The sequence below is a fragment of the Lentzea sp. NPDC092896 genome (assembly GCF_044754905.1).
In the GTDB taxonomy this organism is placed as follows: Bacteria; Actinomycetota; Actinomycetes; order Mycobacteriales; family Pseudonocardiaceae; genus Lentzea.
The window spans coordinates 123,269-143,453 of sequence record NZ_JBIVPX010000005.1; the positions used below are offsets into that span (position 1 = coordinate 123,269).

Here is a 20,185-nt window from a genome sequence, read left to right on the forward strand (position 1 = left end):
TGCCGTGACGCCATCCGGCAGCCCTTGCGCAGTCACTCGTTTAGAGTGCGGGTGTGCGTGATCCGGCTGATCGCCTGCTGACGATTCCGAACCTGCTCAGCGTGTTGCGGCTGGCCGGTGTTCCGCTCTTCCTCTACCTGTTGCTGGGACCCCGCGAAGACGGCTGGGCGATCCTCGTCCTCGTCTTCGCGGGCTTCTCCGACTGGCTGGACGGCAAGCTCGCGCGCTGGCTCAACCAGATGAGCAACCTCGGCGCGCTGCTCGATCCCGCCGCCGACCGCCTCTACGTGTTCTGCACGCTGCTGGCGTTCGTCATCAGGGACATCGTTCCGCTCTGGGTCGCCCTCGTGCTCGTGGGGCGAGAGATCGTCGTCGGCATCTGCCTGCTGATCCTGCGGCAACGGGGCTGGGGCCCGTTCGAGGTGACTTACCTGGGCAAGGCCGCGACCTTCAACCTGCTGTACGCCTTCCCCCTGCTGCTGCTCGCGCAGGGCGACTCGGCGTGGGCGCAGGCCGCCCAGCCGGTCGCCTACGCGTTCACGGTGTGGGGCGGGGCGCTCTACCTGTGGTCGGCGCTGCTGTACGTCTACCAGTTCTTCCTGGCCCTGCGGGGCACACCTCGCACGGTCGCGTGAAAAGATCACCCCATACAGGTTCAGCACGAGGAGCGCAGTCAGTTGATTCCCGAGGAGCTTCGTTACACCGAGGAGCACGAGTGGATCGCCGCCAGCGGCGAGAACACAGTGCGCGTCGGCATCACCGACTACGCCCAGGAACAGCTCGGTGACGTCGTCTTCGTCCAGCTGCCCGAGGTCGGCCACACCGTGGCGGCCGGCGACACGTTCGGCGAGGTCGAGTCCACCAAGAGCGTGTCCGACCTCTACTCGCCGCTCGACGGCGAGGTCGTCGCCATCAACGACGCGTTGGTCCAGACGCCGGACTCCGTCAACACCGATCCGTACGGCGAGGGCTGGATGGTCGAGATCAGGCTGAACGACCCCGAGGCGCTGGAAGGCCTGCTGGACGCGGAGGCGTACAAGGCCTTGGTGGAGAAGGAGTGACGTCGATCTTTCGCCGGATCTTCGGCCGGAAGGGGAGCCGCGCTGAAGGCGGTGACCCCAACGCGATAGGTTTTACCGGAAGTGACGGATCCAGCAGCAGGAGGAGAGCTCAGGTGAGCACGAACGACGGCCCAGGCGTTCCGCCGGAGCAGTCCCCGGAGCGGACCTCCGTCTTCCGGGCGGACTTCCTCCAGGAGATGGAAGGCACCCCCGCCCCGGAGCCGGCTGTTGCCGGTGTTGACGCCCTTCCCGCCGGTTCCGCGCTGCTCGTGGTGAAGCGCGGCCCGAACGCCGGTTCCCGGTTCTTGCTGGACCGTGACACGACGAGTGCGGGGCGCCACCCCGACAGCGACATCTTCCTGGACGACGTGACGGTCTCGCGCCGGCACGCCGAGTTCCGCCGGGAAAGCGGTGAGTTCGTCGTCATCGACGTGGGCAGCCTCAACGGCACCTACGTCAACCGTGAGCCGGTCGACCAGGCCGTCCTCGCGAACGGCGACGAGGTTCAGATCGGCAAGTTCCGTCTCGTCTTCCTGACGGGTCCTGGCTCCGCGGGAGCCTGACGCGTGACGGCCGGGCGGCCACAACGCGGGGTCTTGAGCATCGGAGCTGTGCTCGCACAGCTTCGACCCGAGTTCCCCGACGTCACCATCTCCAAGATCCGCTTCCTGGAAGCGGAGGGGCTGGTCCGCCCGGCACGCACCGCCTCCGGCTACCGCCAGTTCGCCGTGGCGGACGTCGAGAGGTTGCGGTTCGTGCTGTCCGCACAACGGGACAGGTACCTGCCGCTCAAAGTGATCCGCGAGCAGCTCGACTCCGTCCCCGAGGACGCCACGTCGCTGTCGCGGATCGATCTGCTGTCCCAGACCGGTTTCACCGCCGAGCAACTGTCCCAGCTGGAACGCGACGGTCTGCTGCGCCCCGGCCCCGGCGGCCGGTTCACCACCGAGGACATCACCGCGCTCCGCACGATCCGGACGATGACCGGGCTCGGCGTCGAGCGCGAACACCTGCGCGCGGTTCGCGCGGCAGCGGACCACGAGGTGGTCGTGCTGAAGTCTTTCTCAGATCCCGAGACGGTTCGGGAATTGGCTGACCTGTTCACCTCGTTGCACACGTTGTTGGTGAGAGCGGGCTTGCGGCAATCATCTTGATCACTTTCTGCCCGCAACAATTGAGCACACGGCCCGCTTGGCGGGTAGCGTCGAACGCATACGCCGGGGGATGCTCGGAGCGAACCGGGTACTCCCCAACGAGTCAGAGGGAGGCGAGACCCGATGAGTGAGATGCGCGTCGTGGGCGTCCGGGTGGAGCTGCCCCAGAACCAGCCGATCCTCCTGCTCCGTGAAACCGAGGGTGAGCGGTACCTGCCGATCTGGATCGGCTCTGTGGAGGCCACGGCGATCGCACTCGAACAACAGGGTGTCCGTCCTGCCCGTCCGCTCACGCACGACCTCCTCAAGGACGTCATCGGGGCACTGGGACGCAACCTCGAACAGGTGCGGATCACCGACCTGCAGGAGGGCACCTTCTTCGCCGAGCTCGTGTTCGACGGCGACGTGCGGGTGTCCGCGCGGCCGTCCGACTCGGTGGCGCTGGCGTTGCGCGTCGGCGTGCCCATCCACGCCGAGGAGTCCGTCCTGGCCGAGGCGGGCCTCATCATCCCGGACGAGCAGGAGGACGAGGTGGAGAAGTTCCGCGAGTTCCTCGACTCCGTCTCCCCGGAGGACTTCAGGGGCGCGGACACCTGAGTTTTCCGGGTGTCGCACTCCGTCTTGTATGGACCGTGAGTCAGTTCGTTTGGATGTCCCTCGATCGGACTACTTACGGTCGTTTTAATCGCTAAACGATCACTAAACGTCACCTGAACGTCCCGTTTCGGGTGACGGCATGACTCTCCACTTGAGGTTGAGGGTCGCCTCTCCCCGCGCGTCGCGTTGACCTGCCCTCGGACCGGTCCTACCGTCGAACTCGAGTGGACGTCGCTGGTTCGCGCGAGCTGACGTAGCGGCTTGACGGTCATGAGTTTCGTGGCCGTTCCGAGGGGAGGCAGGCGTGGTCGAGGAAGCGCCCTTGAGGGCCGAATCCGGGCTGCAGGGTGAACTGTTCCCGGACTCCTCGCTGCCGGACGAGCTCGTCGGTTACCGAGGACCCGCGGCGTGTCAGATCGCGGGGATCACGTACCGGCAGCTCGACTACTGGGCAAGGACCGGGCTGGTCGCGCCGACGATAAGGATGGCGCACGGCTCCGGGAGCCAGAGGCTGTACTCCTTCAAGGACATCCTGGTGCTCAAGGTCGTGAAGCGGCTGCTGGACACCGGTGTCTCCTTGCAGAACATCAGGGTCGCGGTCGACCACCTGCGCCGCCGCGGCGTGCAGGACCTGGCGCGCATCACGCTGTTCTCCGACGGCACCACCGTCTACGAGTGCACCTCGCCGGAAGAGGTCGTCGATCTGCTGCAGGGCGGTCAGGGCGTGTTCGGCATCGCGGTCAGCGGTGCGATGCGCGAGATCTCCGGCACGATCCACGAGTTCCCGGCCGAACGTGCGGACGGCGTCGAGATCGCCCCGATGACCGAGGACGAGCTGACCCGCCGGCGTCGCGAGCGCGCCACCGGCTGACCGGTTTCGGAAACGTGGCCGACTGGCGCCGTGGGATGGCCGGTCGGCGGCAGCGACCAGACCCCATCGGTCCCTAGCGTTCCCCGCATGACGATCACCCCCTCCTACCAGGTCGTGAAGGTGCTGGAAGCGGCGGCGCAGCGCGCGCTTCGGCTGGAGTTCGGCTTCCTCGGCACCGAGAACCTGCTGATCTCGCTGATCGACACCATCGGACCCGGCCGCAAGCTCGGCGTGAAGTCGCTGCGCGCCCAGGCGATGGCGCGAGGGGCAGAGCACTGGGCCGACGACGACGGTGGCGTCGTTCCCGAGGCTCATCCGGACGTCACGGCGTTGCTGAACGTCGCCTGCGACCGCCTGGTCATCGAGACCGTGCCGCCCGTCAGCCGTGCGCTGGAGGAGTGTCTGCTCGCGGCGGCCGCCCAGGCCGGCGACGGCGTGCTGACCACGACCCACCTCTCCCTCGCGTTGCTGGAGCAGGGTTCCGGACGTGCCGCCGACCTGTTCGTGCTGCGCGGAGCGGACGTCGACGCGATGGCCGCCGCTGTGCGAGCGGATGCCGCGCGGACCCACGCGGAGGTCGAGGAAGCGCCCGCCGTGCGGTTGCTGCGCAAGGCGGGAGCGTTGGAAGGGGAGTCCGGCGGCGGGTACGTGCGCTGGCTGGTGCGCTGGGTCGCGCGCGGCCAGGGGCTGGGAGGGCCGGTGCTGACCGTCGTGCGCAACGAGGCCGGACGGCTGGCCGTGGCCGCGAGGCGTGAAGTGTCGTCTCGAGACCTGGTGGAGGCGGTGCTGACGGTCGACCGCCAGTTGACGGTGGCGGGCAGGAAGCTGAAGCCGGAGTTCGAGTCGGGCGGGGCGGCGGCGTTGCGCGAGGCAGGAGTGGATCCGGCCGCGTTGCCCGGCGGCGGTCCGGTCGTGCGTGCGATGGAACGGGCGAAGCTCGTCGCGGCCCGGCGCGGAGACGCGGTCGTGGGCACCCGGCACCTCCTCGTGGCGGTGCGCGACGACCCGGCGGACCCCGTCGCGGGAGCGCTCGCCGGTCTTGGCACTGAGATGTAGGTCGCGTCCCTAGCGACTAGGTGGACTGCCTGCGGGTATTCTTCTCGGGTAGTCGCTGAACTCAGGCGGGAGAGACCGGGATCGAAGAGCCCGGCGCCGAAGGAGCAAGTCCCTCCCCGGGAACCTCTCAGGCATCCAGGACCGCCGAGTGAGACGCCTCTGGAAAGTGGATCTCTAGGGATCCCGCCGACGGTGAAAGCCCATCCTTACCGGTGGGTGAACCTCTCAGGCGCCCTTCGGGGTACGGACAGAGCGGGGAGGGCACCAGGACACGTGTGCCCGCAGCCCCCCGGAGGCGTTTGATGACGCAGGACCGCATTCCGCTCGCAGCTCTCGAGCACGGCACCCCGTTCGCCGACCGCCACGTCGGTCCGCGCCCCGCCGAACTCGCGCGCATCCTCGACGTCATCGGCGTCGGGTCGCTCGAGGAGCTGGCGCAGCACGCGGTGCCTTCGTCGATCCACGAGCGCGATCTCGTGCTGGACCTGCCCGCCCCGGCCACCGAGACCGAGGCGCTGGCCGAACTGCGTGAGCTCGCCTCGCAGAACCGCCCGATGACGCAGATGATCGGCCTCGGCTACTACGACACCGTGACGCCGGGCGTGATCCTGCGCAACGTGCTCGAGTCGCCCGCCTGGTACACCGCGTACACGCCGTACCAGCCGGAGATCTCGCAGGGCCGTCTCGAGGCGCTGCTGAACTTCCAGACCATGGTCGGCGACCTGACCGGCCTGCCGACCGCGAACGCGTCCATGCTGGACGAGTCGACCGCCGCCGCCGAGGCGATGACGCTGGTGCGCCGCGCGGGCAAGTCCAAGTCGAACAAGTTCGTCATCGACGCCGACACGCTGCCGCAGACGCTGGCCGTCATCGAGACGCGCGCCGAGCCGCTGGGCATCGAGATCGTCGTCGCCGACCTGTCGCAGGGCATCGAGGGCCTGGGCCTGGGCGGCGACTTCTACGGCGTGCTGCTGTCCTACCCCGGCGCCTCAGGTGTCGTGCGCGACCAGGCCGCGTTGATCGAGGAGATCCACGCCGCCGGTGCGCAGGCCGTCGTCGTCGCCGACCTGCTGGCGCTGACGCTGCTGCGCGCGCCGGGCGAGATCGGCGCGGACGTCGTCGTCGGCACCACGCAGCGCTTCGGCGTGCCGATCGGCTTCGGTGGCCCGCACGCCGGCTACATGGCCGTCCGGTCCGGCCTGGAGCGTCAGCTGCCCGGCCGCCTGGTCGGTGTCTCCGTCGACTCCGACGGCTCGCTGGCCTACCGCCTCGCGCTGCAGACGCGTGAGCAGCACATCCGCCGTGAGAAGGCCACGTCGAACATCTGCACCGCGCAGGTTCTTCTGGCCGTGATCGCGTCCATGTACGCCGTCTACCACGGTCCCGAGGGCCTGCGGTCGATCGCGACCCGCGTGCACCGCCTGGCCACCGTGCTCGCCACGGGCCTGTGCGAGGCCGGGCTCGACGTCGTGCACGGCGAGTTCTTCGACACCGTCCAGGTCCGCGTCGAGGGCCAGGCCGCCGCTGTCGTCGAGAAGGCGCGTGAGGCCGGCATCAACCTCCGCGAGGTCGACGACGACGTCGTGGCAATCGCTTGCGACGAGAAGACCACGCGTGCGCACATCGTCGCCGTGTGGAACGCCTTCGGTGTCACCGGGTCCGATGTGGACGCGATCGACGCCGACACCGCCGACGGCATCCCGGGCGACCTGCGCCGCACCTCGGACTACCTGACGCACCCGGTCTTCCACGCGCACCGCTCCGAGACCGCGCTGCTGCGCTACCTGCGCGCGCTGTCCGACAAGGACGTCGCGCTGGACCGCAGCATGATCCCGCTGGGCTCGTGCACGATGAAGCTGAACGCCACCGCGGAGATGGAGTCCATCACGTGGCCGGAGTTCTCGACGCTGCACCCGTTCGCGCCCGCCGAGGACGCCGCCGGTCTGCTGAAGATCGTGTCCGACCTGGAGGAGTGGCTCGCCGAGGTCACCGGCTACGACGCGGTGTCGTTGCAGCCCAACGCCGGTTCGCAGGGTGAGTTCGCCGGTCTGCTGGCGATCCGCGCCTACCACCGCGCCAACGGCAACGCCGACCGCGACGTCTGCCTGATCCCGTCGTCCGCGCACGGCACCAACGCCGCGTCCGCCGTCATGGCCGGCATGCGCGTCGTCGTCGTGAAGTGCGACGACAAGGGCAACATCGACATGGGCCACCTGCGTCAGACGGTCGCCGAGCACGCCGGCGACCTCGCCGCGATCATGATCACCTACCCGTCGACGCACGGCGTGTACGAGGACACCGTTCGCGAGGTCTGCGGCCTGGTCCACGACGCGGGCGGCCAGGTGTACGTCGACGGCGCGAACCTCAACGCGTTGATCGGCCTGGCCCGCTACGGCAAGTTCGGTTCGGACGTCTCGCACCTGAACCTGCACAAGACGTTCTGCATCCCGCACGGCGGCGGTGGCCCCGGCGTCGGCCCGATCGGCGTGAAGTCCCACCTCGCCCCGTTCCTGCCGAACCACCCGCTGCAGCCGACCGCGGGACCGGCCACCGGTGTCGGCCCGATCTCCGGCGCCCCGTGGGGTTCCGCGTCGATCCTGCCGATCTCGTGGGCGTACGTGCGCATGATGGGCGGCGACGGCCTGCGCCGCGCCACCCTGACCGCCGTGGCGGCCGCCAACTACGTCGCACGGCGCCTGGACGAGCACTACCCGGTCCTCTACACCGGCGAGGGCGGCTTCGTGGCCCACGAGTGCATCCTCGACCTGCGCCCGATCACCAAGGCCACCGGCGTGACGGTGGACGACGTGGCCAAGCGTCTCGCCGACTACGGCCTGCACGCCCCGACCATGTCGTTCCCGGTCGCCGGCACCCTGATGGTCGAGCCGACCGAGTCCGAGGACCTGGCCGAGATCGACAGGTTCATCGACGCCATGATCGCCATCAAGCACGAGATCGACCGCGTCGGCGCCGGCGACTGGCCCGTCGAGGACAACCCGCTGCGCAACGCCCCGCACACCGCGGCCTGCGTGACCGTCGGCGAGTGGAACCACCCGTACACCCGCGAGGAGGCCGTGTACCCGGCCGGTACCGGTGCTCCGAAGATCTGGCCGCCCGTCCGCCGCATCGACGGCGCGAAGGGCGACCGCAACCTGGTCTGCTCCTGCCCGCCGCTCGAGGCTTACAGCAGCTGATCTGGGGCTGGTGAAACGGGCGCACTCGGGGGTGCGCCCGTTTTTCTACGCTCCGACCGGGCAGGCCTCGTCGCCGCAGTTCTCGTCGGCGCTGATGCCGGGCTTGTTCACGTCGTGCTCGAACGCGAAGTGGAAGCAGTCGGGATGCATCCGCTCGAACAGCTCGAAGTCTTCCCGTTCCAGCTCGACCGTCTCACCACACCGCTGACACGTCTGTTCTTCTGACACGCGCAAATGGTCTCACCCACGCCGTGCGAACAGGACCGCGCCGTCGTCGCCGAGCAACCACTGCGCCTCCACGGTGAACCCGGCTTCCCGCAGCCATTCCGCCACCCGCTCGGGCCTGCGCAGATGAACGTGCACGCGCATCGGATGCCCGCCGTAGCCCTGCGTCTTGAGCCGCGTCTCGTCGCCGACGTGGAAACCCAGCTGCAGCAACCCGTCCGGCCGCAACGCTTGGTGGAAGTGCCCGAGGACGACGGGGACGAGCTCGTCCGGCACGTGGATCAGCGACCACCAGGCGATGATCCCGCCGACCGGCTCGCCGAGCGGCTCGGTCATCGACCCCACCTCGAACCGCAGCCCGGGGTGGTTGCGCCGGGCCAGCGAGATCATCTCGGGGGAGAGGTCGATCCCGAACGCCTCCACGCCGAGGCCGTGCAGGAGCGCCGTGATGATGCCGGGCCCGCAGCCGACGTCCGCGACCGGTCCGCGCACCTCCTCCGCGAACAACCGCAGCGCCGCCCGCAGGTGCGGGAGGCCGTCCAGGAGATCGCGCGTCTGCTCGGCATAGCTGACCGAGACCGTGTCGTAGGAGTCGCGGGTGTCCGCCAGCCAGTCGCTCACGCCGGGGGAAGTTACTCCTCGAACGGCTCCGGCCGGTGCCGTCCGAACAACGCCAGCGCGGCGATCCACACGTCCGGATCGCCGTCCCAGTCCAGAGCTTTGATCTGGTCGGCCGACCGCCGCCCGCCGATGGCCCGCATCAGCTCGAACGACGTGGTCCGCAACGTCCCGGCCGGCTCGCCGTGCCCGAGCACGCGGTCCCCGTGCTCCAGCGTGATCCGCAACGCCGGCACGTCGTTCTCCCGCATCCGCTGGTCGAGCTGCTGCAACGGCCGCACCAGCGCCGACCGCACCTCCACGCCGTCCCGATCGCCCGGAACCCCCAGCGCCGCACGGAGATCGTGCTCGTGCGCGATCACCTCGGACACGAGGATCGGCCCCATCGGCGTGTCGAACAACGGCTGCGCCAGCGCGAGGTTCGCGTCCCACTCGGCGAAGGCGTCCTCCAGCGAGTTGTCCTGGCGGTCGCGGACCTGCCGTTCACCCCACTCGCCCGACTCGACACCGTCGAACCGGCGGTCCACGAAGTCGCGCAGACCGCCGGCGAGGTGCGCCACCACGTCCTTGACCGACCAGCCGGGCGTCGCCGCCACGGGCGTCTGCGGATCACGTCCCTCGACCAGTGAGGTGATCCGGGCCTTGGCCGCGTCGTAGATGGGGGCGTTGGTCATGCTCAGACCTCGTACTCCAGGGTGTAGGTGCCGCTGCCATCCTCCGCCCAGTCCACCGTCACCGCACCTCGCGCGTTCAGGTACTTCCCGGTGCCGTCGACGATCTCGATGACGGCCTCCACAGAGGACCGGTACGCGCCGACGTGTCGCAGCACGAGCGTCCCCTCGTCCGCCACGATCTCCTCCAGCGCGGTCGTCCACGCCACGTCGTCGCCGTAGTACATGAGGTACCGGCAGCTGCCGACGCCGCTGACGTCGCCCGCGTAGCCGAACTGGACGTGCGCCTCGGTCAGCTTGCGTCCCTCGACCTCCTTGTAGGACCGGCCGTCCCAGGTCTTCTCGTCCCAGCTCTTCACTTCGATGGTTCCGGTTGCCTTCATGGGGACCACTCTGCTGGCTATTCCTGACAGATCGTGTCAGGTTTGAGGAATGAAATCCGGCAGGCTCCTCCAGGTCCTCCTGCTCCTGCAGTCCAGGGGCCGGATGACGGCCGACGAGCTGGCGTCCGAACTGGAGGTCTCGCCGCGCACGATCTACCGCGACGTCGAGGCGCTGTCGGCCGCCGGCATCCCGGTCTACGCCGACCGCGGCCCGGCCGGCGGCTACCAGCTGGTCGACGGCTACCGCACCCGGCTGACCGGCCTGACCACCGACGAGGCGCAGTCGCTGTTCCTCGCCGGGCTCCCCGGACCCGCCGAAGCGCTGGGGCTGAAGGAGTTCGCGGCCGCCGCCCAGCTCAAGCTCCTCGCCGCGCTGCCGACCGAGCTGCGCGACAAGGCGGACCAGATCCGTCAGCGGTTCCACCTCGACACCCCGACGTGGTTCCGCGGCGACGAACCCACCGAGCACCTCGCCACGATCGCCGACGCCGTGTGGGAGCAACGCCGCGTGCGGATGACCTACCTGCGTTGGGGCAACCAGACCGTCGAACGCGAGGTCGACCCGTACGGGCTCGTGCTGAAGGCGGGCACCTGGTACTTCGTCGGCAGCGGCCGCACCTACCGCGTCTCGCGCGTGCTGTCCCTTCAGGCCACACCCGAGGAGTTCGAACGTCCCAAGGACTTCGACCTCGCGCGGTACTGGGCGGAGTGGTCGCTGGAGTTCGAGGCACGCATGTACGGCGAGCGCGTCACGGTCCGCATGACGCGGTCCGGCCTCGACAAGTCCCAGTACCTGCTCAGCGGCTACCAGGCCCGCGTCATTCGAGACGCGGCACCGCGACCGGGGGAGGAGTTCGGCTTCCCCACGGAGTCGCACCGGCACGTCGTCGCTGACCTGCTCAAATTCGGTGCGGACGTGGAAGTCTTGGCACCAAACGAAGTAAGACGCGAACTGGTGGCCGCAATCAAGGCGATGCACGACGTCTACAACGATGCGAAGCTACCCGCATGGTTCCGCTGATCTCGTTGAACAACGGAGTACGGATCCCTCAACTCGGCTTCGGCGTCTACCAGGTGCCGGAGCAGCAGGTGGCCGGCGCGGTCACGACCGCCATCGAGGCCGGCTACCGCAGCATCGACACCGCTGCCGCCTACGGAAACGAGTCCGGTGTCGGCGACGCCATCGCCGGCGTCCCCGACCTGTTCATCACGACCAAGCTGTGGAACGCCGACCAGGGCCACGATTCCACGCTGCGCGCCTTCGACGAGAGCATGCGCCGCCTGCGCCGCGACGTGCTCGACCTCTACCTGATCCACTGGCCGACGCCCAAGCGCGACCTGTACGCCGACACGTGGCGTGCGTTGGAACGGCTCTACGCCGACGGCCGCGTGCGCGCGATCGGCGTGTCGAACTTCCACACCGCACACCTGCAGCGGTTGTTCGACGAGTTCCCGACCACCCCGGCGGTGAACCAGATCGAGCTGCATCCGTTGCTGCAACAGGAAGAGATGCGCAAGGTGCACGTGACGCACCGCATCGTCACCGAGGCGTGGTCGCCGCTCGGGCAGGGCGCGTTGCTGCGCGAGCCCGACATCGTCGGCCTGGCCGAGAAGTACGGCAAGACGCCGGCCCAGATCGTGCTGCGCTGGCACGTCCAGCTCGGCATCGTCGTGATCCCGAAGTCCGTCACGCCGTACCGGATCAAGGAGAACATCGACATCTTCGACTTCGAGCTGGCCCAGGACGACATGCTCGTGATCACCGAGCTCGACAACGGCACCCGCACCGGCCCGGACCCCGACCGCTTCAACGCCGCCTAGGGCCTGTATCGAAGTCTGATCCGCGACAGCCGGGCCCGAGGGGCCCCTGGCGGCACGGCCGGACGATCCACGTACAACACCGGTACGCGGGCCATCCGGCCGCACCACCAGGAACCACCTCAAGCGCAGCTCTCATCGAACCAGACTTTCGATACAGGCCCTGGAGCCGCGCGCCTCGGTCAGGCCTTCGTCGACAGCACCTGACCGAGCGCCGCCTCCACGCCGTCCACGTTCTCCACCACCGACACCGACCCGCCGGTCGTCTGCGCGATGTCCGTCAGCGCCGCCTTGTCGACGTCGCCGCCGATCGCGATGAAGCTGACCGGCAGGTCCGTCCCGTGCAGCTGCGACTTCAGCGCCGCCAGGTCGATCCCGCCGTCCGAGGTGCCGTCGGTGATCACCACGACCCGGTTGACCCGCCCGGCCACGAACCCGTCGTGCGCGGTCTCGTAGCAGGCCGCGAGCGCGCTGTAGAGCTGCGAACCCTCTGCGGTCTTGAGCGCGTCGATCGACCTGCGCAACGCGTCGCGCTTGTCCGCCACGGGCCCGGTCGCGACCAGTTGCTTGTGCGGCTTCGACCCGTCGAGGTCGCGGGCGAACTCCCACAGCCCGAACGAGCCCGACACCGATCGGTCGACCTGGCCGCGCAGGGCCGCCTTCACCTTGTCCAGCCGGGGTTTCATCGACGTGGACACGTCCGTCAGCACCGTGACGACCTGTCCTCCGCGGTCCGCCGACGCCCAGGCCGAGGAGATCTGCTGGGTGGTCGTCGCGTCGGCGGCGACGAGGTTCTCCGTGACAGGGGACCAGGACACGCCCGGCGAGGGCGACGGGCGGTCCTGAGTGGACTCGACCCGCAAGCCACCGGCGGCCAGGATGGCCTGCTGCTTCGGTTCGGTCATGAAGTCGCGGAACGCCTGCGCCGCACGCACTTCCGCCTCACCGACCTCGGTTCCGCCCAGCGCCACGTACGGGAAGTCCGCCACCGGTGCCGGTCCGGCCGGCAGCACGCCGACCAGAGGCTTCGACGGGGCCTCCTTGCCCGTGTTGTGCTTGAACAGGTCCACTTCGGACACCGGCGTGGCCGAGAAGCCCGCCGCGTTGACCGTCGCGCTGTCGCCCAGCCGCCGCAACGCGTCGCGCGTCGTCGGCGGCACCTCCGGCGGCACCGTGGCCGCGAGCTTCGTCAGCGCGGACTTCGAGGCGTCCGACCCGAGCGACTCCGGCGTGACGGGACCCACGCCACCGGCCAGTGCCGACTGGATCGCGAGCGCGGACGCCGTGTTCGCGGCCGGATCGGGCATCGCGACGCTGAACCGGCCCCAGGACTGGCCGTACTTGCTCCAGTCCGTCACCTGAGGCATGTCCGACCAGCGGAAGTCCTTCAACACCGGTGCGGCGGCCTCGGGAGCCGCGAGCAGCACCGGTGACGTGCCGACGGACTTCGGCGCCGCGCCGACCAGCTTCGCGTTCAGCGCGGACAGCCGGTTCGCCCAGAGCGTCGAGTCGGGCAGCCACGCGTGGGGCCGCTTGCCGAGCTTCGACTCGTCCCAGGTCGTCGTCAGGCCTTCCAGCACCGCGGAGGAGTCCGCGGAAGTCACTTCGATAGCGATGCAGTGGTCGTACACAACGGGCCGTGTCGCGCTGTACGCGCGCGCAACGTCCCGCACGGCCTCCGCGATGCTCGGCGTCACGGCGACGCGCAGCACCGAGTCGCCCTCGCTGCAGTTCTGGGCAATGGCCTGCGAGCGCTTGTCGAGCACGTCACCGGCCCACGACAGTGCGAGCCAGCTGAGGCCAAGCAACACCACGAGCACGACGATGAGCACGGGCCACTTGGCGATTCCGCGCTTCACCTTCGCCCGCAGAGTGCGGTGTCGAGACATCGATCCCTCACAACTACTCAGCGGCCCCCGACGACCGCCAATCACGCTAACAGGTGAACTTCGTCAGCGAAGTGAAGTCACTCCATGTATCGACTGGCAAACGAAGATGAGCCGTTCTCGCAACGGTCGTGCCTGCTCAGCGAACTCCGCCTGCCTGCGCGCGTACTCCGCACGCCCCTCCGGCGTCTCGATCCGCACCGGCCCGTACCCGAGTCCCGCCAGATCGTAAGGTGAAGCTTGCATGTCCAGTTCGCGCACGTCAGCGGCCAGTTCGAAGCAGTCGGCGACCAGCTCCGACGGTGTCGCGGGCTCCAGTTTGTAGGCCCACTTGAACAGGTCCATGGTCGCGTGCAGGCACCCTGGTTGTTCGTTCAGCAACTGATCGTCGCGAGTGGGCTGCAGAGCGTTACGCGGCCGAGCGGGTGGCGTGAAGAAGCGGAACGCGTCGAAGTGCCCGCACTGGATCCGGCTCGTCTCGACCACCTGGTCCGTGCCGTCACTGCCCAGGCGCAACGGCCACGCGTTGTGTCGGACCTCCTCGGGCTGCTGCCGGTAGACCATCGCCCACTCGTGCAGCCCGAAGCAGCCCAGCCGCGCAGGCCTCGAGAGCGTCGCCGTGAGCAGTGCCTGGACGAACTCCAGCGTCTTGGCCCGCTGCCCGACAAAGCTCCCGACGTCGAGCGCGACGCCGTCTTCGGTGGCCTTGTAGTGCGGAAACTCCAGATACTCCGCGGCGTCCTCCAGGACGACCCCAGGCCCCGGATGCCACCGTTCGAGCCGCACGGGCCGATGGCTGTAGTAGGTGAAGAGGAAGTCCATCACCGGGTGCTTCTCTTTGCGAAGCTTCCGCTCCTGATGCGGCCCCGTGAACCGGCGTATGCGTGCGATGTGCGAATCGCGCAGTTCGTGCCATTGGGCTCGGGACAGGACCTCCACGAGCGATTACCGTACGCGCATGGTGAAGAGCCAGGCCTCCACGGTCGCCCAGTACCTCGCCGAACTGCCTGATGAGCAGCGTGCCGAGATCGAGGCCGTGCGCGACGTCATCCTCGCCAACCTCCCCGACGGCTACGTCGAGGCCATGGACTGGGGACTGATCACCTACGGCGTGCCGCTGGAGGTGAGCGGCCCGACCTACAACAAGAAGCCGCTCCTCTACGTCGCCCTGGGCGCCCAGAAGCGCTACCACTCCGTCTACCTCACCACGGTGATGGAGGAGTTCGAGGAGTCGTTCCGCGCCAGGTGGGCGGAGACCGGCAAGAAGCTCGACATGGGCAAGGCCTGCGTCCGCTACAAGCGAGCGTCAGACCTGGCCCTCGACGTCGTCGGCGACGAGGTGGCCCGCCTCTCGGTCCAGGAGTTCCTCGACTGGCACGCCGAGAACAGGGCTAAAGCGGCGGCACGAGCCCGGTGAACGTCCGCGCGCCGGCGCAGTGCGGGCACTCCCGCCCGTTGTCCACGGTCCGCGGCGCGCCACCGATGATCGCGAGCGTCGGCGCCGCGATGTAACTCGCACCCCCGCACAGGTGGCAGACCGTGCGCGGCTCAGGCGTGACGGCGAAGAGGTCGTCCGGGTCTTCCTCGTCCTCGAAGTCGTCGTCCTCGGCGAACTCGTCCTCGTCGTCCTCACTCATACCGCCCAACTTAGTGGGTCGGCCTCGACGCCCGCGCGCGCTCCACCCATCGCGGGTCCAGCGTTTCGAGCAGTTCGTCCTGACGCCGGAACGCGGTGAACCGCTGCTCCTCACCCTCCACCGGATTCTGCACCGCCCACGCGTACGCCATGCTTCGAGTGACCTCGAACAGGGCCCAGTAGAGGATCTCGTCGAGCTTGCGGGTCTCTCTCGCGTACAGCCGCTGCCCGCGCTCGTAGGCCAAGAGCCGGTACACCGGCCCCTCGGACACCTCGATGAACGGGTGACCGCCGTCGAAGTTCTCGAACCCGATCATCCAGGTGGCGCCGACCTGCACCCTCAGTGCTTCCAGTCGCGCCGCGAGGTCGGTCACGCCGCCGACTCCGGTGCACGGGTGAGCGACTCCACCGTCGCCTCCTCGCCGCACGCCGCGCAGACGACGCGTGGCTCCAGCACCGCGCCGCACGAGTGCTCCCACACGAGGGGGAGAGGGCCCTCCGTCACGTAGGTGTCGCCCCACTCCTTGAGCACGAGCATCACGTTGTGCAGTGCGCGGCCCGTGTCCGTGAGCAGGTATTCGTGCCGTGGCGGGTGCTCGGAGTACTGGTGCTTCTCCAGCACGCCGGCCGCTACCAGCTTCTTCAGCCGCACGGTCAGCACGTCGCGGGAGGCGCCGGTGTTCGCGGCGATCTGGTCGAAGCGGGTGCTGCCGAGGAAGACCTCGCGCAACGCCAGCAGTGACCAGCGCTCACCTACTACCTCCAGTGCGTTCGCGATGGAACAGCTTCGAGGGGACATGTGACCATCCTAGCAGTGAGTTGGCAAATCCAACTTACCCGGCTAACGTGAGTTTGGAAATCCAACTCAGGAGGTAGTGATGGACTTCGACGGTGCAGTGGTGCTGGTGACCGGCGCCAACCGCGGGCTCGGCAGGGCGTTCGCGCAGGAGTTCGTGAAGCGCGGCGCGAAGGTCTACGGCGGCGCGCGCAACCCGGCGTCCGTTGTGGACGAAGGTGTGACCGGGATCCGGCTGGACGTGACCGACGACGCTTCCGTGGAGGCTGCGGCGAAGGAGCTCGGGGACGTCACGATCGTCATCAACAACGCCGGGGTCACCGGTTCCGGCGAGGCGGTTGACAGCATCAAGGCAGAATTCGAGGTCAACTTCTACGGACTCGTCCGCACGACGGACGCGTTCGCGCCCATTCTGAAAGCCAATGGCGGCGGCACTCTCGTCAACGTGCTGAGCATCCTGTCGTGGGTCGGCTACCCGGCGGCCCGTGGTTACGCGGCGTCCAAGGCGGCGGCGTGGTCGTTCACGAAGTCCACGCGGGATGTGTTGCGGGAGCAGGGAACCAAGGTGGTCGGCGTGCACGTCGGCTACATCGACACCGACATGGCGGCGCACATCGAGGCGCCCAAGGTCGCGCCGGAGGATGTCGTTTCGCAAGTGCTGCAAGCGATTCAGAACGGTGATGACGAGGTGCTCGCGGACGAGGGCACCCGTGCGGTGAAGGCCTCACTGGCCTCTTGAGACGGTCGGCCTGCACACGTGAGCCCGTCTCGGAACTAGGTGTTACCCCTGAGCGCCCGGCGTAGGTTTCCGCCGCATCCAACCGCTGCGGGAGCGTTCTCCTGATCGCATCCGCCTGGGGCGCTTAGGGGAACAGTGATGCTCAACAGACGAGGTGTGCTCGCCGCGGGCGGAATCGCGGCGGGTGTGTTCGGGGTGCCGAAGCTGCTCGCGCCGGCCGAGGGGCACGAGGACACGACGCACGCCGCGCACGAGCCGGTGGCGTTCCACGAGTCGAAGACGTTTTCGGGCACCAGACCGGAAATAGTTCCGTGGACACGCCCGATGCCCGTGCCACCCGTGCTCAAACCGCTGGTGTCCACCTCGAAGCAGGAGGTCTACCAGCTCTCGATCGAACGCACGACCGCCGAGATCCTGCCCGGCCTGCAGTCGCCGGTCATGGGCTTCGGCGGTCAGTTCGTCGGCCCGACGATCAAGGCCAGGACGGGCCGCAAGACCCTGATCCTGTTCCAGAACAAGATGGACGAGGCCGCGAACGTCCACCTGCACGGCGGCCACGTGCCGGCCGAGCACGACGGCCACCCGAGGGACCTCATCGAGCCCGGCCGCAGCCGCCTCTACCTCTACCCGAACACCCAGCAGGGCACGACCCTCTGGTACCACGACCACAGCCACGGCACCGAAGCCGCGCACGTCTACTTGGGACTGCACGGCGCCTACGTGATCGAGGACGACTCCGAAAAGGGCCTGAACCTCCCGTCCGGCGCCTACGACGTCCCGATCATGCTGCGCGACATCCAGTTCGACGACAGCGGCAACATCGTGGTCTTCGACGACCCGAGCAAGCGCACCACGGTCCTCGCCAACGGCGTGCCCCAGCCCTACTTCGAGGTCGCCGCCCGCAAGTACCGCTTCCGCCTGATCAACACCGCGAACCAGCGCGTCTTCCACCTCAGACTGACCGGCGACAGGTTCACCCGCATCGGATCCGACGGCGGCCTCTACGCCAGTTCCGTCGAGACCGAGGAGATCCTGCTCTCCTCAGCAGAACGCGCCGACGTCGTCATCGACTTCTCGAAGTACCCGGTGGGCTCGAAGGTGACGCTGACCGACTCCGTGGGCGGCGAGATCCTCCGCTTCGACGTCGTCCGCCGCGCCTCGGACTCGAGCCGCGTCCCCGCCGTCCTGCGCCCGCTGCCCGCGCTGCCGCTGTCCACAGTGGACCGCGAGGTCGACCTGTTCTACGTCTTCAAGCCCAACGACCGCCCCGACGGCGTGATCAACGGCAAGATCTTCGACATGGACCGCGTCGACTTCACCGTCAAACGCGGCACCACCGAGACCTGGCTCATCAAGAGCTCCGACCCGACCGGCGTCAAGCACAACTTCCACCTGCACCTGGTCCAGTTCCGCGTGCTGGAACGCGGCGGCGGCCCGCCCCACCCGAGCGACGCGGGCCTCAAGGACACCATCCCGATCACGGCGGGCGAGACCGTGAAGGTGCAGGCGACGTTCACCGGCTACACCGGCCGCTACGTCTACCACTGCCACTTCCTCGAACACTCGTGGATCGGCATGATGGCGCAGCTCGAAATCGTGCCCTAGCCGCGTTCCTCACCGGCGCAGCTCCCACACCACGTCCACCCCGACCCGGTTGCCGATCGCGGGTTCGCGCGGCGGTGTGCGGCGGTCGATCTCGGTGAACCCGAGCCGCCGCGGCACACCGCTGCTCGCGACGTTGGCCTCGTCGTGCCAGATCTGGATCCTGCGCACGCCGTCCAGCGCGAACGCGAACTCGACCAGCTCCGCGGTCGCCGCCGTGGCGTGGCCCTGCCCGGTGTGCGCGGGATGAAGCCAGTAGCCGATCTCCACGAGATCGTCCCCGCGGTTCCGGTTCGCGGTCACCAGACCGACGATCGCGTCGTCGACGGTGATGGCGTGGGGGAACACCGTGCCGCTGTCCCAGCCCGCCGCGGCTCCGGCGAGGAATTCCGTCAGCATCGCGGCGTCGTAGCCGTTGGCCGCCCAGGGCATCCACAGCCTCAGATGCGGGAGCGACTCCGTGATGGCCTGGAACAGCTCCGTCGCGTCGGCGTCACTCAGTCTCCGGAGCTTCATACTTCACTTTGTAGCGCAGGTGCGTGACGGAGGCGCTCTCAATTACCGAGACCGGGCCCTCCAGCTCATAACCCTTGCCGGGCGCGAAGAACGGCGTGCCTCCGCCGAGGATCACCGGCACCAGGTCCAGGAAGATCTCGTCCACCAGGCCCGCGTCGATCCCCTGCCGTGCGATCTCGCCGGAGTTCAGGCCGACGACTTTCCCGCCCGCGTGCTTCTGTGCCACCGCAACGGCTTCCTCGATGCCGCTGGTGACGAACGTGAAGTGCTCGTTGTCCTCCAACGGCCGATGGGTGAGCACGACGGTGTGCACGCCCATCGGGTGCTGACCGCCCCAGCCGTTGGTGAAGTCGTAAAGCTTGCGCCCCACGACCAACGCGCCGGTCTCCTGGATCAGCCCGCCGAAGTACGCGGCGCTGGCCGGCGTGAGGTTGACCGTCATGGCGCCGGTCGGGACGGTGAACGCCACGTCGCCCGCCTCGTACCAGGCGAACAGCTTGTCGAAGCCGGAGAAGTCCGGACCCGAGACGTAACCGTCGATCGAGGTGCTGGCTCCCGTGTAGACCTTGCCCATGACCGTGCCTCCCTGTCGTGGTTCCTTCACGGGGGCGTCGAACGCGGTCCCGCCGGAATCGACACGCGTCCGCGGGCGCATACCGGGCTCAGCCGATGGGGTCGGGCAGCCTCGTCACCTCGTAGTCGCAGTCGAGGACGTCATCGGTCGCCGGATCACGCAGCTCGACGCGCCACTTCGACGCGAACTGGTCCACGCCGTGATGCATCGGGATCGTGCCTGACAGCAGCACGGTGCCGGGCTTGAGCAGGCCCAGTTCGCGCAACCGCTCCACCCAGTACTGCGGGGTCAGCAGTTCGGCGAGCGTGCCGCGCTGGATCTCCACGCCGTCCGCCCACGCGGTGAGCTCGATCGCGTCGATCCGGTCCGCCACCTCGGACAACCGCCACGCCTTGCGGCCCAGCACGTCCGGGCCGGCGTTCTTGCTCCACGCGACGCCGTGCACTTCCAGCGCGCGGTCCGTGTGGTCGCATGCGACCGTCAGAAGCACATCTGAATCAGTGACGATCAACGCCCATTCGGCCTCGCCGGACGTCTTGCCGTGCTGCGCGGGAACCGTCGAGGTCTGCTGCGCGAGGTACGGCGACACGGGGTAGAGGCTCGGCGTCACGGACGGCGCCGGCACGCCCAGCTCGGCGAGTTCGCGCACGTGAGCGGCCACGTCGTCCTGGCTGCGACCTGCGTATCCGCCGTTCAGCAAGGTCGTCACGGCGACCTCGGCGACCTCGCCGCCGGGAAGGTCGAAGACCAGCGTGGCGAGCTGTGTACGAGCAGTAGACATGCGGTAC

At 68.5% G+C, this 20,185-nt stretch carries 25 protein-coding genes and 2 riboswitches; of the genes, 13 read left to right on the top strand and 12 right to left on the bottom strand.

The annotated features are described in order from the left end of the window. The first annotated feature begins 53 nt into the window (after positions 1-53). The 8 genes from ACIQF0_RS25105 (at position 54) to gcvP (ending at position 7,933) form a co-directional block, all read left to right on the top strand. Positions 54-635, top strand: coding sequence for a CDP-alcohol phosphatidyltransferase family protein (locus tag ACIQF0_RS25105; protein ID WP_360032184.1), 582 nt, complete (start codon positions 54-56; stop codon positions 633-635). Between the two features lie 42 nt (positions 636-677). Next, positions 678-1,061, top strand: coding sequence for a glycine cleavage system protein GcvH (gcvH, locus tag ACIQF0_RS25110; protein ID WP_360032181.1), 384 nt, complete (start codon positions 678-680; stop codon positions 1,059-1,061). A gap of 113 nt (positions 1,062-1,174) precedes the next feature. Further along, a complete protein-coding gene (garA, locus tag ACIQF0_RS25115; RefSeq protein WP_093604716.1) occupies positions 1,175-1,624 on the top strand; it encodes a glycogen accumulation regulator GarA in 450 nt (149 codons plus the stop codon). Between the two features lie 33 nt (positions 1,625-1,657). After that, a complete protein-coding gene (locus ACIQF0_RS25120; protein WP_360032178.1) occupies positions 1,658-2,215 on the top strand; it encodes a MerR family transcriptional regulator in 558 nt (185 codons plus the stop codon). Positions 2,216-2,338: 123 nt separating this feature from the next. Continuing rightward, positions 2,339-2,812: a bifunctional nuclease family protein gene (locus tag ACIQF0_RS25125; RefSeq protein WP_030468959.1), complete on the top strand. Its 474-nt coding sequence runs from the start codon at positions 2,339-2,341 to the stop codon at positions 2,810-2,812. 304 nt (positions 2,813-3,116) lie between these two features. Continuing rightward, positions 3,117-3,683, top strand: a complete 567-nt coding sequence (locus ACIQF0_RS25130) for a MerR family transcriptional regulator (RefSeq protein WP_030476305.1) — start codon at positions 3,117-3,119, stop codon at positions 3,681-3,683. A gap of 87 nt (positions 3,684-3,770) precedes the next feature. Beyond that, on the top strand, positions 3,771-4,739 hold the full coding sequence (locus ACIQF0_RS25135) for a Clp protease N-terminal domain-containing protein (protein ID WP_401033011.1): 969 nt from the start codon (positions 3,771-3,773) through the stop codon (positions 4,737-4,739). A 56-nt stretch (positions 4,740-4,795) separates the two neighbouring features. Next, a riboswitch (glycine riboswitch) is annotated at positions 4,796-4,893 on the top strand. A gap of 3 nt (positions 4,894-4,896) precedes the next feature. After that, positions 4,897-4,992: riboswitch (glycine riboswitch) on the top strand. 49 nt (positions 4,993-5,041) lie between these two features. Beyond that, on the top strand, positions 5,042-7,933 hold the full coding sequence (gcvP, locus tag ACIQF0_RS25140; protein ID WP_401033013.1) for an aminomethyl-transferring glycine dehydrogenase: 2,892 nt from the start codon (positions 5,042-5,044) through the stop codon (positions 7,931-7,933). 45 nt (positions 7,934-7,978) lie between these two features. Here the strand turns inward: gcvP and ACIQF0_RS25145 are convergent, their stop codons facing one another. From ACIQF0_RS25145 to ACIQF0_RS25160, 4 genes are read right to left on the bottom strand one after another with little or no spacing between them, the layout of a single operon-like run. Then, positions 7,979-8,161: a hypothetical protein gene (locus ACIQF0_RS25145; RefSeq protein WP_360032169.1), complete on the bottom strand. Its 183-nt coding sequence runs from the start codon at positions 8,159-8,161 to the stop codon at positions 7,979-7,981. A gap of 12 nt (positions 8,162-8,173) precedes the next feature. Next, positions 8,174-8,779 (bottom strand): class I SAM-dependent methyltransferase, encoded by a 606-nt coding sequence (locus ACIQF0_RS25150; protein WP_401033015.1) that lies wholly within the window; start codon positions 8,777-8,779, stop codon positions 8,174-8,176. An 11-nt stretch (positions 8,780-8,790) separates the two neighbouring features. Further along, positions 8,791-9,450, bottom strand: coding sequence for a maleylpyruvate isomerase family mycothiol-dependent enzyme (locus ACIQF0_RS25155; protein WP_401033017.1), 660 nt, complete (start codon positions 9,448-9,450; stop codon positions 8,791-8,793). Between the two features lie 2 nt (positions 9,451-9,452). Further along, positions 9,453-9,830: a DUF3224 domain-containing protein gene (locus tag ACIQF0_RS25160; RefSeq protein WP_093604704.1), complete on the bottom strand. Its 378-nt coding sequence runs from the start codon at positions 9,828-9,830 to the stop codon at positions 9,453-9,455. A 49-nt stretch (positions 9,831-9,879) separates the two neighbouring features. Here ACIQF0_RS25160 and ACIQF0_RS25165 point away from each other — a divergent pair, with 49 nt between their 5' ends. Next, on the top strand, positions 9,880-10,851 hold the full coding sequence (locus ACIQF0_RS25165; protein WP_401033020.1) for a helix-turn-helix transcriptional regulator: 972 nt from the start codon (positions 9,880-9,882) through the stop codon (positions 10,849-10,851). Beyond that, on the top strand, positions 10,839-11,651 hold the full coding sequence (locus tag ACIQF0_RS25170) for an aldo/keto reductase (RefSeq protein WP_360032154.1): 813 nt from the start codon (positions 10,839-10,841) through the stop codon (positions 11,649-11,651). Before ACIQF0_RS25165 ends, ACIQF0_RS25170 begins: the two co-directional genes overlap by 13 nt. A 179-nt stretch (positions 11,652-11,830) precedes the next feature. Here the strand turns inward: ACIQF0_RS25170 and ACIQF0_RS25175 are convergent, their stop codons facing one another. After that, a complete protein-coding gene (locus ACIQF0_RS25175; RefSeq protein WP_401033022.1) occupies positions 11,831-13,537 on the bottom strand; it encodes a substrate-binding domain-containing protein in 1,707 nt (568 codons plus the stop codon). Between the two features lie 63 nt (positions 13,538-13,600). Then, the gene (locus ACIQF0_RS25180) at positions 13,601-14,359 is read right to left on the bottom strand and encodes a 3-methyladenine DNA glycosylase (protein ID WP_401033024.1); all 759 of its coding nucleotides are present in this window, start codon (positions 14,357-14,359) and stop codon (positions 13,601-13,603) included. Between the two features lie 133 nt (positions 14,360-14,492). Between ACIQF0_RS25180 and ACIQF0_RS25185 the strand changes: the two genes are divergently transcribed. Beyond that, a complete protein-coding gene (locus ACIQF0_RS25185) occupies positions 14,493-14,951 on the top strand; it encodes a DUF1801 domain-containing protein (protein ID WP_401033026.1) in 459 nt (152 codons plus the stop codon). On the opposite strand, the gene ACIQF0_RS25190 is transcribed toward ACIQF0_RS25185, so the two are convergent. Genes ACIQF0_RS25190 through ACIQF0_RS25200 form a run of 3 tightly spaced genes read right to left on the bottom strand, consistent with a single transcriptional unit; the run spans position 14,926 to position 15,969 of the window. Then, positions 14,926-15,171, bottom strand: a complete 246-nt coding sequence (locus ACIQF0_RS25190) for a hypothetical protein (RefSeq protein WP_093604692.1) — start codon at positions 15,169-15,171, stop codon at positions 14,926-14,928. The genes ACIQF0_RS25185 and ACIQF0_RS25190 overlap by 26 nt on opposite strands. A gap of 10 nt (positions 15,172-15,181) precedes the next feature. Then, entirely contained in the window at positions 15,182-15,544 is a 363-nt protein-coding gene (locus ACIQF0_RS25195; protein WP_401033028.1) for an Imm63 family immunity protein, read from the bottom strand. Beyond that, positions 15,541-15,969 (bottom strand): winged helix-turn-helix transcriptional regulator, encoded by a 429-nt coding sequence (locus tag ACIQF0_RS25200; protein WP_401033030.1) that lies wholly within the window; start codon positions 15,967-15,969, stop codon positions 15,541-15,543. The genes ACIQF0_RS25195 and ACIQF0_RS25200 overlap by 4 nt, the downstream gene beginning before the upstream one ends. A gap of 79 nt (positions 15,970-16,048) precedes the next feature. On the opposite strand from ACIQF0_RS25200, the gene ACIQF0_RS25205 reads away from it, so the two are divergent. Beyond that, on the top strand, positions 16,049-16,705 hold the full coding sequence (locus ACIQF0_RS25205; RefSeq protein ID WP_401033032.1) for an SDR family oxidoreductase: 657 nt from the start codon (positions 16,049-16,051) through the stop codon (positions 16,703-16,705). Between the two features lie 138 nt (positions 16,706-16,843). After that, positions 16,844-18,310 carry a multicopper oxidase family protein gene (locus tag ACIQF0_RS25210; protein WP_401033034.1) on the top strand — a complete coding sequence of 489 codons (1,467 nt, stop codon included), beginning with the start codon at positions 16,844-16,846 and terminating at the stop codon, positions 18,308-18,310. 9 nt (positions 18,311-18,319) lie between these two features. Here the strand turns inward: ACIQF0_RS25210 and ACIQF0_RS25215 are convergent, their stop codons facing one another. The 3 genes from ACIQF0_RS25215 to ACIQF0_RS25225 all read right to left on the bottom strand — a co-directional run bounded on the left by ACIQF0_RS25215 (position 18,320) and on the right by ACIQF0_RS25225 (position 20,178). Beyond that, the gene (locus ACIQF0_RS25215; RefSeq protein WP_401033036.1) at positions 18,320-18,823 is read right to left on the bottom strand and encodes a GNAT family N-acetyltransferase; all 504 of its coding nucleotides are present in this window, start codon (positions 18,821-18,823) and stop codon (positions 18,320-18,322) included. Next, complete coding sequence (locus tag ACIQF0_RS25220) at positions 18,801-19,397, bottom strand: dihydrofolate reductase family protein (protein ID WP_401033038.1); 597 nt, start codon at positions 19,395-19,397, stop codon at positions 18,801-18,803. Before ACIQF0_RS25220 ends, ACIQF0_RS25215 begins: the two co-directional genes overlap by 23 nt. 88 nt (positions 19,398-19,485) lie before the next feature. Then, a complete protein-coding gene (locus tag ACIQF0_RS25225) occupies positions 19,486-20,178 on the bottom strand; it encodes a DUF2848 domain-containing protein (RefSeq protein ID WP_401033040.1) in 693 nt (230 codons plus the stop codon). Between the last annotated feature and the right edge of the window lie 7 nt (positions 20,179-20,185).